We start from the raw sequence: 13,439 nt of genomic DNA on the forward strand, positions 1-13,439 counted from the left end.
TTTTTAATTGGACGCTCCTTTTTTTACGAATGCAGCAACGAAAAATCCGTCACTACCAATATCTTGAGGGAATACTTGTAGCATCCCGTCTTGTTGTTTCGCTTCTAGTTGGGGTGGTAAATTTTCTAAACGTACAGCTTCCATTTCTGGATGCTCTGCTAAAAAGGCTTTTACCGTACCTTCATTTTCTCGACGGTCAACAGTACATGTTGAATACACTAATCGACCACCTTGCTTTAATACTTGTACTGCATTATTTAAAATTGCTAATTGGATTGTTTGTAAACTTTCTAAATCCTCTTCACGCTTTGTGTACTTAATATCTGGCTTACGACGCATAACACCTAAACCTGAGCATGGTGCATCAACTAATACCGCATCATAACTTTCCTTTTGTAAAAGAGTAGCAGCTTTACGACCATCGATTGGGGCTGTTTGAACAATGTCTATACCAAGACGCGCAACATTTTCATCAATTAAATCAAGTTTTTTCGGATGAAGATCCGTTGCTAATATCGCGCCTTCATTATTCATTTTTTCCGCTATATGCGTTGTTTTTCCACCTGGAGCCGCACACATATCAAGTACCTTCATACCTGGCTGTGGATTTAATACAGTAGCAGGGAGCATTGAGCTCTCGTCCTGAATAGTAATAAGCCCATTACGAAAGGCACCTGTTCTTGCTGCCTGACCACTTTCTAAATAAATGCATTCCGGCATAACTTCACTGCGACGTGCCTTCACACCTTCACGCTCTAATGTCGTTAATACTTGCTCAACAGTTGCCTTTGTTGTATTAACACGTACTGTTTGAAGTGGGGGAATATTATTTTCTAAAAGCATTTCTCTTGTATGGGCATAACCGTAGCTTTCTACCCAACGATCTACTAGCCATTGTGGATGACTTGTTTCTACCGCTAGTCGTTCATTGGCATCTTCGATTAAATCTGTTGAGCGAACACCTTCACGTAAAATCGAACGTAATATGCCATTTACCATTGAGGCAATTCCTTTATGACCACGACGCTTAGCAATTTCAACTGCTTCATTTACTGCTGCATGAGCCGGTATACGAGTTAAATAATGCATTTGATATAGTGACATTCTTAGTAGCCAACGCACCCAAATATCTACCTTTCCTCGAATAAATGGCTCAAGATAGTAATCAAGCGTTAATTTATGCTGTAGGGTACCATATGTTAACTCGGTTAAAAGCCCGCGATCCTTTGCCTCAATTTTATGTTTTTCGATTGTTTGGTGTAATAATAAGTTACTGTACGCTTGGCTTTTATCGACGGTTAAAAGAATAGTTAATGTTGCGTCTCGAACATTGCCATCCCAGATGATTTGCTTTTTCTTACTCATTGAAAACGGTCCCCAATCTGTAATTTCGAGCCCGTACCTCGTAAATACTCTTCTGCTGTCATACGTTTTTTGCCTGCTGGCTGTACATCGAAAAGTGCTAGTGTGTGCCCATCACCTGTCGCTACCTCAAAATAATCCTTCGCAATTTTTACAACTTCACCAGGTGCAGCATTTGTTGATGTTTCACCAATCTGTGCCCACCAAATTTTGAAGTTTGCATTTTCAAAGGTTGTATAAGCAACTGGCCATGGATGTAAACCTCGCACTTGATTATATAATGTGCGTGCATCCTTATTCCAATCAATTAACTCTTGCTCGCGGCTAATATTACGTGCATAAGTTACAAGGGATTCGTCTTGTTCAATTGAATCATTTGTACCATCAACAATTGAAGGTAAAGTATCTTTTAATAATTCACGTCCAACATCACTCAGTTTTTCAAACATACCACCTGTATGGTCAGAATCTTCAATAACAATCTCACGTTGCGAAATAATATTTCCCGCATCTAATTTTTCAGCCATATACATAATCGTTACACCAGTCTTTGCTTGCCCATCCATAATGGCTTGGTGAATTGGCGCACCACCACGATAAGCTGGCAATAAAGATGCGTGTACATTAATACACCCTAAGCGTGGTGCATCTAATAATTCTTTCGGTAAAATTTGGCCAAATGCTGCCGTTACGACTAAATCTGGATTTAATGATAAAATTTCTTCTAACTCTTGTGAGCCTCGTAATTTTTCTGGCTGAATAATAGGTAGACCAAGTGCTAAAGCCTCTACCTTTACTGGAGGTGGCGTTAACACTTTTTTACGCCCAACCGGACGGTCTGGTTGTGTTACGACTGCCACTATCTCATAGTCTTCTTCATGAAGCATACGTAAAATTGGTGCAGAAAAGGCGGGTGTTCCCATAAATACGATTTTTGTCATCGATTATTCCTCCTCAGCTTCTGCGTATAACTCTTCTAATTCATCTTCAGTTAGTACACGTGTCATTTTTGAATCAAACAACACACCATCTAAATGATCGATTTCATGTAAGATACAACGTGCCTCAAAGTCTTCCGCTTCTAATTCATAAATACGACCTTCTCGATCTGCTGCTTCGATCTTCACATAAGTTGGGCGCTTTACCATACCGAATAAATCAGGGAAGCTTAAACAACCTTCTACGTCTTCTTCTTCACCACGTGTTTCAAGAACAACCGGGTTAATCATCTCTAAAATATCTTCTCCTAGTTCAACAATTGCCACGCGTAAGCCAACATTAATTTGTGGTGCCGCTATTCCTACGCCATCATGTTCATCCATCGTTTCATATAAATCATCTAGAAGCTGAATGATGTCTTCATTAATAACTTCAACCTCTTTTGTTTGCATAGTTAAAATGTCTGCGGGATTTTTTATTACTTCTTTGATAGCCATAATTATTTACCTCTTTCCATTTGATTTAGATCATCATCGGATCTAAATCGACCGTTAGCATAATGCCTTTTTTTATCCACTCCGAGCGATACAATTTGATTAACTGTAACAACACGGAAATTAAGTTAGGCTCTATTTTATATTTTATCAAACATTGATAGCGATATCTATTTTGGAGACGACTAATACTCGCTGTCGTTGGTCCAATGACCGATACATTAAACGACAAATTAGAGCGCAAATATTCAGCAACGCGTCCTGCATATTCTGCAGCCATGACAACATCCTCATGGGATACTTGCACGAGTGCAAGATAATAATATGGGGGATAGCCTGCCTGATGTCTCGTATGCATTTCCCGTTCATAAAACGGTGTATACAATTGTTCCTTTGATAACTCAATTGCATAGTGTTCTGGTGTATAAGTTTGCACAAATACTTCCCCTGGTTTGTCATGTCGCCCAGCACGGCCACTTACTTGCGTCATCAGTTGAAATGTTTTTTCAGCTGCTCGATAATCAGGTAAATGAAGTGACGTATCCGCACTAAGCACCCCGACTAATGTAATATTTGGGAAATCTAGACCTTTAGCAATCATTTGAGTCCCTAGTAAAATATCGGCTTCACCAGCACCAAAAGCATCCAACATTTTCTCATGCGCACCCTTTTGCTTTGTCGTATCAACATCCATTCGTAATACTCGTGCCTCAGGGAATAGCTTATAAATTTCCTCTTCCACCTTTTGTGTACCCGTACCAAAATAACGAATATGCTCACTTTGGCATTGTGGGCAAGCATTTGGTACATATTCATCATAGCCACAATAGTGACATTTCAATTTTTCCTGATAACGATGATAGGTTAAGGAAATATCACAGTTTGGACATTGTACCGTCGTTCCACAATCTCGACACAACACAAAGGATGAATAACCACGACGATTTAAAAACAGGACAGATTGCTCTTTTTTTCGAAGGCGTTCCTGCAATGCTTCCATAAGTGGCATTGAAAACATCGAACGATTTCCCGCTTGTAGCTGTTCACGCATATCAATTATTTGAACAGTAGGAAGTGCTTGGTTTTTCGCACGATTTTCTAATGTTAATAATGTATAAACACCCTTTTTCGCTCGTGCATAGGACTCCAATGCTGGTGTTGCACTCCCTAAAATAACCGGACAATTGTAATACTGACCTCGCCAAATTGCTACATCTCGCGCATGATAACGAGGAGAATCCTCTTGCTTATATGTTGATTCATGCTCTTCATCTAAAATAATTAGTCCTAAGTTTTTAAAAGGAGCAAAGATCGCCGAACGCGCTCCAACAACAACCTTTACTTTCTGTTGCTGCACTTTACGCCATTCATCATATTTTTCTCCGACAGATAAACCACTATGCATGACTGCTACTTGTTCTCCAAAGCGGGATTTAAAGCGCTCAGTCATTTGTGGCGTCAATGAGATTTCTGGTACGAGTACAATTGCTTCCTTCCCATCTGCAATCGTTTGTTGAATAGCTTGCAAATACACTTCAGTTTTCCCACTACCTGTTACACCGTGCAGTAAAAATGTTTCTGCACGTCTTTGTGCCATTGCTTGCTTAATTTTAGTTAATGCCTCTTGTTGCTCAGAAGTAAGTTTCAAAAAATCTGTTTGGACGATATCTTTAGTATATGGATCTCGATAAACTTCCTCTTGAATATACTGTGCTGCGCCTTTTTCGATAACGCTATTTAACACCGCACTTGTTATTGAAAGAGCATCTGTAATCTCATCAGGTGTTACAACAGCACCACTATTTTGCTTCATCCATTCAACAAGTTGCTTTTGCTTTTGTGCACGAGATGAAATCATTTGTTCTACTTCTTCTAGAACAGCTAGTTCCGCAATTTGAACTTTACGTACTTGCTTCACTTGACCTTTTTGCTTTACTTCGTTTTCAATCAGGATATACCCTTCCCGAATGGCTTGCTTTAAAGGTTTTAAGAGCATTGCTTGTTCCAATTGCTTAATGTTTACTTTTGAAGTTTTTTCGAAGTACGCTTGTAACGTTTCGGGTAATTGCTTTATATCTACTTGATTAACAGCAAATTTTTCATATTTTGCACGTAAAGCTCCAGGGAGCATTACTTGTAATGCATCAATCTCGTAACAAATCGTTTGTGTTTTAAGCCATTTTGCAAGTGCAAGCATCTCATCAGTTAAGATAGATTCCAAATCTAATATTTCAGCAACTGCTTTAATTTTATCAAGCGGGACATCCGTATCTTGTTTGAGTCCTACGATAAAGCCAAGTACATTTCTTGGACCAAATGGCACTTTTACTCGACAGCCAGTATCGATCAACTCTTCCCACTGCTCCGGAATTAAATAATCAAATGGGCGATCAACAGGATATGCTGAAACGTCCACGATCACTTGTGCAATCATCATTTTGCACCAGCATCACTTGATAAACGCTCGTTAAAATGATTCACCACAAGCGCAGTAATTTTTTCTGGCTCTTCTAAACGGCCTTTTCCAATGTAACCGCACGCTAAAAAACCTTCCGATGGTTCGATAAATTTTGCGCCATCTTCATGTAATTGTGCAATATTACGTAGGACGGCTGGATGTTCATACATATGCACATTCATTGCAGGTGCAACCCATACTGGTGCAGTTGTCGCTAACAATGTTGTTGTTAACATATCGTCCGCCATACCATGTGCCATTTTTGCAATGACATTGGCCGTTGCCGGTGCAACAATAACTAAATCTGCCCAATCCGCTAAATCAATATGTGCGATGACAGATGAATCTTTTTCATCAAATGTGTCATAAAACACATCATTTTTAGACATTACTTGAAAGCTTAATGGTGTTACGAATTGTTGTGCAGAAGCAGTCATAATGACCTTAACATTCATTCCAGCTTGCGATAATTTACTTACGAGCGCTACTGCTTTATAAACTGCAATCCCACCTGAAACGCATACTAATACATTGTTTTTCTTCATCCTTATAACCGTCCTTTCAAAGTACAAGCTCCCAAAGAAAAATTCTTAGGGAGCTCTTACTCAAGTCGTATCAAATTAAGCTACGATAGATTAAATTTCATCCTCGTACACTGTTGAAGCATCTTGCTGCACTTTGCGAAGCTTGCCTGCAGCAACTTCCTCTAACGCTTTACCAACTGGCTTGTAAGAAACGTAAGAATCTAAGTTTTCTCCGCCTTCTTCTTGCATTTGACGCGCACGTTTTGACGCTAAGCTCACTAAAGAGTATTTAGAATCAATTTGTTTTTTTAATTTATCTACTGATGGGTATAACATATTTTATTCTCCTCTCAACATTGACAAGTAGCGTTTTTCAACACGTTCACGACGACAGTGCTCCGCTACAATTATCGCATTAATTTTATCACATGCATTCTGTACTTGGTCATTTTCAACAACATAATCGTACAAGCTCATCATTTCTACTTCTTCACGAGCGGTTGCGATACGTTTTGCAATAACCTCTTCTGTTTCAGTTCCACGACCAACTAAACGTTGCTCTAATTCCATAATACTTGGTGGCGCTAAAAAGATAAACAACGCTTCAGGTGCTTTTTCACGAATTTGTGCTGCACCTTGAACTTCAATTTCTAAAAATACATCACGTCCAGCTTCTAACGTTTCTTTAACATATGCGAGTGGCGTACCATAGTAATTGCCAACAAATTCGGCATGCTCTAGTAAACCTCCCTGCTCAATTAACGCTTCGAATTCCTCACGTGTTCTAAAGAAATAGTCTACACCATCTACTTCTCCTTCGCGAGGATTACGTGTTGTCATCGAAATCGAATATTCATAATTTGTATCAGGCTGAGAAAACAGCTCTTTACGAACCGTCCCTTTACCAACACCTGAGGGACCTGATAAGACAATTAATAATCCACGTTGTTTATTCATATGTAACTCCTTTTGTTATTCAATATTTTGCACTTGCTCGCGCATTTTTTCTAAAATTGCTTTCGCTTGTACTACGGCAATCGAACATGTAGCGGATTGATTTTTTGAACCAATGGTATTTATTTCACGATTCATCTCTTGCATAATGAAGTCTAACTTACGACCAATTGCAGTCGTTTCTTCAAGTGTCTCGGTTAACTGACTAACATGACTTTCTAGCCGATCTAGCTCTTCTGTAATATCAATTCGTTCAGCAAAAATAGCAACCTCTGCAACCAATCGATCTTCAAGCGCTTGTCCGCTTGAAATTTCTAGTAAACGTCCTAATAAACGCTCACGATATTTTGCTACTGCTTGTGGCGCTTCTTTTCGAATTTGTTCAATTTGCTGCTCGAGTTCAAATTTATATTGTAACATAACGTGATGTAATTCTTTCCCCTCACGCTCACGCATGCTAACTAAATTAGAAATCGCTTCTGACATTGCAGATTTGACTGCCTCTACAATTTCCTCTTGCAATAATTCAATCTTTTCAACTTGTAAAACTTGTTCTAGACTAGAAATTTCTTGCATCGTCCATTTTTCTTCCATTTTAACTGATTGCTCAAGCTCCTGCTTCGCTTGGATAAATGCATTTAGTAATGGCCAATTTATACGAATCGTCTGCTCTGCATCATGCAATTCCTTTAGAAAAATGATAACATCTATTTTCCCACGAGAAAGTGCATCCGACAACATTTTTTTTGCGATTACTTCTGATTCCATCCATTCTTTTGGAAACTTTGTATTCATTTCTAAAAAACGATGATTCACAGCACGAATTTCAACCGTTAGTTGAAAGCTATTCGTTGTTGTGACCCCCCTGCCAAATCCGGTCATACTACGCACCAAGGTTCGTCACATCCTTCTTTGCATATTGCTCCAATTATATCATATGTCTAACCATTTTAGCGCAATCGTTTGCGTTAGAAAACACAATCAAGCAAAATAACGTAAAATGATGTATTTTATTAAATAAATATTTTTGAATTGTTATTTAGTAAGCCCGAAATATAAAAAAATAGCGCACCTTCACGGTACGCACGACGATCGGCCAGCTATCTGAAATTTTTTTCAGATAGCTGGCTATTTTGCACATGTGGCTTGAATATTTTCCGACCAAGGCATGTAATTATGTAAAATCTCTGGTTGCTGATGAAACGGTACATTAGGTAATTCCGTCATCAGCTTTACCAGATACTGATAAAAATCAATTCCGTTTGCTTTGGCTGTTTCGGCCAAACTTAAACAAATGGCATTCGCTTTCGCACCTGCTTCACTCACAGAGAAAAGCCAGTTTTTGCGACCAATGACATTTGGACGAATCGCATTTTCAGCGGGATTATTATCAATAGCAACGTCCCCATTTTCAAGGAAAACTTTTAACTCAGATGAACGGCTTAATGTATATTCAGCTGCTTTCGCAATAGCATTTTTGCCGAAGAAAGGCGAACGATCAATCCAATCGAAAAATTCATCGACAATCGGTTTTGCTTCTTGTTGACGAGCTTTCACGCGCTCTTCCGCTGAAAGATGTTTGATTTGACGCTCGATATGAAACAACCGATCGCAATATTGCACGCCTATTCGGCCATTCTTACTATCGGCTTTTAGCCAATAACGGCGTACATGCGCCCAACAGTTGGCGAATTGAACGTGCGGTAATTGACCATAAGCTGAATACCCATCACAGATGACAGTGCCTTTGAATCCCTTAATTAAATCTTCTAATATAGCTCGCCCTCGAGAAAGAGCACTCTTAAATAAAACGATAATGGGGCCTTCACTTTGTACACTGCGACATACCCAATTAAAAGCGTTTGATTGAGCTGGCTTTCCATCAGAACGCTTGATTATTTGTGCATAGGTTTCGTCGATATGCAGTACAGACTTTGCCGTTAATAGCTGCTTCATCAAATCATAAAGTGGTTGAAGCCAATCTTCTGCCACACGTATTACCCAATTGGAAAGATTTTTATCGTTTGTATGTAGGCCATGGCGTTCCCATTCATTTACCTGACGGTAAAGAGGCAAGTACTGAATAAACTTATCGTAGATAAGCTTGGCCAAAACAGTTGGGCCAGCAATGCTTCTTTGGATAGCACCTTGTGGTGCTTTACCACGTTTAATTTGAGCTTTTCGTAGGGCATCGTTTTTACACAATTTACACTCATACACATGTTCAAAATGCTGCACGCGCTTCAGGGAAGCTGGAATGAATTTCGCCTCTTCACGTATCAACGTAGAACTGAATTCTACCATTTCCCCCTGACAACACTCACAAGCTAAGTTGGCTGGGTGATGATGAATTTCTTCAATTTCAATATCCTCACGAAACGAATCATTTCGTTTTTTATTTGTCTTTTTACGAGTAACCGTATAACTAACCGTATCGGTGCTTTGTTCTTCTGTCTGCTCAGGTTCATTAAAAGACGGATCGTCTTCAAATAAAGAGACTTGTCCATCAGGAGCTTGATACTTGGCTTTCTCCGATTTAGAGCCATATAACGCTTTTGTTAATTGGCGAACTTGCTCTGTTAAGGCTTCTATTTGTCGATTTGACTGAGCTAGTTGTTGCTCAAGTAATCGAATAATACGTTCGTTTTGTTCTTCTTGCTTTTGATTAACAGGCATCAAATCGTTCACCACATTCCGTCCAATTTTATATATGGGTAATTATACCATTATTGATGATGTAGTTAAAAGACACCTTTTGCAGATTTCGCAATGGCCTTCGGCTGTTGTAAAGATAATCCTTCTAATAACCAGCGCAGTTCCTGTTGTGAAAGGCTTCGCACCTCATTTTCATCTTTTGGCCATTGAAGCTTACCATTATCCAATCGTTTGTAAAGCATGGCAAAGCCATCTCCATCAAAATACAAACATTTATAGCGGTCCTTACTCCATCCTGAAAAGAGAAAAATAGAATCGCTATACGGATCTAATTCGAAAGAATCTTGAACCAGCGTTGCGAGACCATCGATGCCTTTGCGCATATCGGTCTTCCCGCAAATAATATAGATGTTTTGTACGCTCGTAAAATCACGCTTCATCGATTTTTCAGCTCCTTCATAATAGTTTGGATGATGCGTTCATCTACGCCATTGAAGAAAGCTATTTCAGCTACAGCGGTTTTAATCACACAACCTGGTGCAGCATTGTATTGAGAAGAATGAAACGAAGAAGCTTCAGTTGGAAGAGGATCAAGTTTGACGGGAACAATGGTCAATTTGTTTGCGGGCATAAGAATGGCACCTCCTTTGATTGATACGTCTATCGTACCGGAGGTGCCTAGCGCTTTATATGCGTTATTTGATTACGGGCTTACGTTATTTAATCTTAACCGACTAAATATGTACAGCAACAGTCTGAACTCAAAAAAAATGGTATGATAGATAAACAGATTTAACATTATCGTTACGAAAGAGGAATGAAGATGGCATTTGATGGGTTATTTACACGTTCAATGAATAAAGAATTACAAGCTCTAACATCAGGACGTATTACAAAAATATATCAACCAAACGCGCTGGAAGTTGTATTACAAATTCGCGCGAACGGTCAAAATTCGAAATTACTATTTTCCATCCACCCTTCTTATTCACGCGTACATATAACAGAGCAATCGATCGAAAATCCTGCGGATCCTCCAATGTTCTGTATGTTATTACGTAAACATATTGAAAGTGGATTTATAACAGCAATTACACAAGATGGCTTTGAACGTATGATTCAATTTGACATTGATAGTAAAAATGAAATTGGTGACGCAGTAAAAAGAAAAATCATCATTGAAATTATGGGGCGACATAGTAACTTACTATTAATTGATGCGGAAACGAATAAAATTATAGATAGCTTAAAGCATTTGCCTCCATCTGTTAATAGTTATCGTACGGTGTTACCTGGTCAAGAATATATAGCACCACCTAAGCAAGAGAAAATTTCTATGTCGAGCCTTTCCGATGACGAATTACGCCAGTTTTTCACAGAAGATATTTCATTTAAAGATATCATTGATCAGTTTGCTGGCTTTTCACCATTGCATGCAAAAGAATTACTCTATCGTATTCAAGAGCAAGGTGCTGTTACTGCAAGCCGCCAATTATTAAATGAAATCGCAACAATCGATAAACCAACTTATGTAGAACTAGAAGGGAAATCCTATTTTTCTCCTACAGAATTAATGCATTTACAAGGAACAAAAACGCATTACCATTCATTAGGACAGTTATTAGACCGCGTCTTTTTTGCACGGGCAGAACGGGATCGTGTGAAGCAACAAGCAGGCGATCTAGAACGCTGGCTTCAAAATGAATTAAATAAACTAAAATTAAAACAAAAGAAGCTCCAAAAGGATTTTGAACGGGCCCAAAACTTGGAGCAGTTCCAGCTTTTTGGCGAGCTATTAATGGCCAATTTATATAACTTCGCAAAAGGTGCCGATTACGTTGATGTGGAAAACTATTATAGTGAAAACGCTGAAGTCGTGCGTATTCCAGTTAGCCCACGTAAAACACCGATTGAAAATGCCCAAAGCTACTATACGAAATACAATAAGGCAAAAACAGCCCTCGTAATGATTGAAGAACAGCAGCAGAAAGCGCTTGAAGACATCCATTATTTAGAGATGCTTTCACAACAAGTACAACAGGCTTCTCCTTCAGATATTGAAGAGATTCGTGAGGAATTAGCTGAACAAGGGTTATTACGTTTGCGTCATGCAAAACGAAAGAAAAAACCGACAAAGCCTGAACCAGAAAAATATATTTCTTCAACAGGAACAGCAATATCTGTCGGAAAAAATAACAAGCAAAATGATTATTTAACCTTTAAAATTGGGAAGAGAAATGAAATTTGGTTACACACAAAGGACATTCCCGGATCACATGTTGTCATTCATTCAGATACCCCAGATGAAACAACTTTAAAAGAGGCAGCTATATTAAGTGCATATTTTAGTAAAGCACGTGAATCATCGTCAGTACCTGTTGATTACACAGAAATTCGACATGTCAAAAAACCAAATGGATCAAAACCAGGATTCGTTATTTATTTCGAGCAAAAAACACTGTTCGTAACACCAGATGAAGCCGTTGTAATGCAATTAAAAAAATAGGTAAGAGCGGGAGCAGAAATTGTCTGCTCTCGCTCTTATTTTCACTTCATTGTTTTGTTATTTTTAAATTTCACATGCCATGAAAGCGCTTCCTCTAAATTGTGCGGTGTATGAGCATTACCAGTGACTTCAACTGCTTTGTTATAATAATCCCATAAAGCTTCCTTAAAGTCAGGGTGTACACAGTTTTCGATAATCGCCTTTACGCGCTCTTTCGGTGCCTTACCTCGCAGGTCGGCAATTCCTTGCTCCGTTGCAATTACATCTACATCATGCTCAGTATGGTCATGATGCGCAACCATTGGGACAATCGATGAAATATCGCCACCCTTTGCGTAGGACTTCGTTACAAAAATTCCTATGCGGGCATTTCGTGTGAAGTCACCTGAGCCCCCTAGACCATTCATCATATGCGTACCTAATACATGCGTCGAATTCACATTGCCGTAAATATCTAGCTCAAGTGCCGTATTAATCGTAATAATTCCTAATCGGCGAATGATTTCCGGATGATTTGAAATTTCCTGTGGGCGTAACACGAGTCGATCCTTATACTGCTCAATATTGCCGTATACTCGTTCCCCGCATTCCTCACTTAACGTTATTGAAGTTCCTGATGCAACCTTTACTTTATTCGCATCTAATAAATGGAATACCGCATCCTGTAGTACTTCCGAATAAATTTCAAGCTCTTCAAATTCGGAATTTAAAAAGCCATTTAAAACCGCATTCGCTACTGAACCAACTCCTGATTGTAACGGTAATAAATTTTTCGGTAGGCGCCCTTCTTTGATTTCTTCTCGTAGAAACTCTAAAAGATGTTGAGCAATTTGCTCCGTCTCCTCATCTGGTTCTACAATTAATGATGGTGCATCTTTAATAGAAGAATGAACAATCCCTTTTATTTTGTTGACATCAACTGGAATCCCTATCGTACCAATTCTGTCTCCTGCCTGTAATAACGGGATCGGACCTCGTTCCCCTTGATTAGCTGGTATATAAATATCATGAATCCCCTCTAAATTCGGTTGCTCAGGGTTTAATTCGATAATAATTTCTTTTGCCATTTGAACAATTATTGGCGAGTTTCCAATAGAAGTAGTTGGAATAATTTGACCGTCTTCCGTAATTGCAGTTGCCTCAATTATAGCAAAATCAATAGGGCCAATAATACCTTGGCGAATTAGCTCTGCATTATGGGATAAATGCATATCCGTATAAAGTACTACCCCTGTATTAATCGCTTTTCGCATAGCAGGATCACCTTGATATGGAGCACGTTTCCTTATGATACCAGCCTCTGCCATTAGTTGATCCACTTCAGGACCGAGTGAAGCACCTGTATACACATCCACTTGAAATTTCTCATTTTTTGCTTTTTCAACAAGCGCTAATGGAATCGTTTTGGCATCTCCAGCACGTGTGAAGCCACTCATCCCTAACGTCATGCCATCTTTAATCCATGATGCCGCTGTTTCTGCTGATACTATTTTGTCTTCTAACCCATTGTAACGAATGCGGGCATTTAAAACCGTATCCACTATTTC

The 13,439-nt window shown here is 39.0% G+C and carries 12 protein-coding genes and 1 pseudogene; 1 reads left to right on the forward strand and 12 read right to left on the reverse strand.

Annotated elements, in window-relative coordinates; translation table 11 throughout:
* Window positions 1-3: 3 nt before the first annotated feature.
* The 11 genes and pseudogenes from rsmB to MKZ17_RS15485 form a co-directional block, all read right to left on the reverse strand.
* Window positions 4-1,365 (reverse strand): 16S rRNA (cytosine(967)-C(5))-methyltransferase RsmB, encoded by a 1,362-nt coding sequence (gene rsmB, locus MKZ17_RS15435; RefSeq protein WP_340724622.1) that lies wholly within the window; start codon window positions 1,363-1,365, stop codon window positions 4-6.
* Window positions 1,362-2,303: a methionyl-tRNA formyltransferase gene (gene fmt, locus MKZ17_RS15440; RefSeq protein WP_340724623.1), complete on the reverse strand. Its 942-nt coding sequence runs from the start codon at window positions 2,301-2,303 to the stop codon at window positions 1,362-1,364. Before fmt ends, rsmB begins: the two co-directional genes overlap by 4 nt.
* Before the next feature lie 3 nt (window positions 2,304-2,306).
* The gene (gene def, locus MKZ17_RS15445) at window positions 2,307-2,798 is read right to left on the reverse strand and encodes a peptide deformylase (RefSeq protein ID WP_340724624.1); all 492 of its coding nucleotides are present in this window, start codon (window positions 2,796-2,798) and stop codon (window positions 2,307-2,309) included.
* 25 nt (window positions 2,799-2,823) lie between these two features.
* Window positions 2,824-5,229: a primosomal protein N' gene (gene priA / locus MKZ17_RS15450; RefSeq protein WP_340724625.1), complete on the reverse strand. Its 2,406-nt coding sequence runs from the start codon at window positions 5,227-5,229 to the stop codon at window positions 2,824-2,826.
* 26 nt (window positions 5,230-5,255) lie between these two features.
* Window positions 5,256-5,798, reverse strand: a pseudogene (gene coaBC / locus MKZ17_RS15455) (bifunctional phosphopantothenoylcysteine decarboxylase/phosphopantothenate--cysteine ligase CoaBC); the annotation flags it as partial.
* 90 nt (window positions 5,799-5,888) lie between these two features.
* Entirely contained in the window at window positions 5,889-6,113 is a 225-nt protein-coding gene (gene rpoZ / locus MKZ17_RS15460) for a DNA-directed RNA polymerase subunit omega (RefSeq protein WP_340724626.1), read from the reverse strand.
* A 3-nt stretch (window positions 6,114-6,116) separates the two neighbouring features.
* Window positions 6,117-6,734 (reverse strand): guanylate kinase, encoded by a 618-nt coding sequence (gmk, locus tag MKZ17_RS15465; protein WP_340724627.1) that lies wholly within the window; start codon window positions 6,732-6,734, stop codon window positions 6,117-6,119.
* Between the two features lie 15 nt (window positions 6,735-6,749).
* Window positions 6,750-7,625 carry a YicC/YloC family endoribonuclease gene (locus MKZ17_RS15470; RefSeq protein WP_340724628.1) on the reverse strand — a complete coding sequence of 292 codons (876 nt, stop codon included), beginning with the start codon at window positions 7,623-7,625 and terminating at the stop codon, window positions 6,750-6,752.
* 234 nt (window positions 7,626-7,859) lie between these two features.
* Window positions 7,860-9,407, reverse strand: coding sequence for an IS66 family transposase (gene tnpC / locus MKZ17_RS15475; RefSeq protein ID WP_445326942.1), 1,548 nt, complete (start codon window positions 9,405-9,407; stop codon window positions 7,860-7,862).
* 65 nt (window positions 9,408-9,472) lie between these two features.
* Window positions 9,473-9,826 (reverse strand): IS66 family insertion sequence element accessory protein TnpB, encoded by a 354-nt coding sequence (tnpB, locus tag MKZ17_RS15480; protein WP_340722997.1) that lies wholly within the window; start codon window positions 9,824-9,826, stop codon window positions 9,473-9,475.
* Window positions 9,823-10,017, reverse strand: coding sequence for a hypothetical protein (locus MKZ17_RS15485; RefSeq protein ID WP_340722996.1), 195 nt, complete (start codon window positions 10,015-10,017; stop codon window positions 9,823-9,825). Before MKZ17_RS15485 ends, tnpB begins: the two co-directional genes overlap by 4 nt.
* Window positions 10,018-10,209: 192 nt before the next feature.
* On the opposite strand from MKZ17_RS15485, the gene MKZ17_RS15490 reads away from it, so the two are divergent.
* Window positions 10,210-11,892, forward strand: a complete 1,683-nt coding sequence (locus tag MKZ17_RS15490) for an Rqc2 family fibronectin-binding protein (RefSeq protein WP_340724629.1) — start codon at window positions 10,210-10,212, stop codon at window positions 11,890-11,892.
* Window positions 11,893-11,933: 41 nt separating this feature from the next.
* On the opposite strand, the gene MKZ17_RS15495 is transcribed toward MKZ17_RS15490, so the two are convergent.
* Window positions 11,934-13,433 (reverse strand): acetyl-CoA hydrolase/transferase family protein, encoded by a 1,500-nt coding sequence (locus tag MKZ17_RS15495; protein WP_340724630.1) that lies wholly within the window; start codon window positions 13,431-13,433, stop codon window positions 11,934-11,936.
* Window positions 13,434-13,439 lie beyond the last annotated feature (6 nt).

It is taken from the genome of Solibacillus sp. FSL R7-0682 (assembly GCF_038005985.1).
GTDB lineage: Bacteria > Bacillota > Bacilli > Bacillales_A > Planococcaceae > Solibacillus.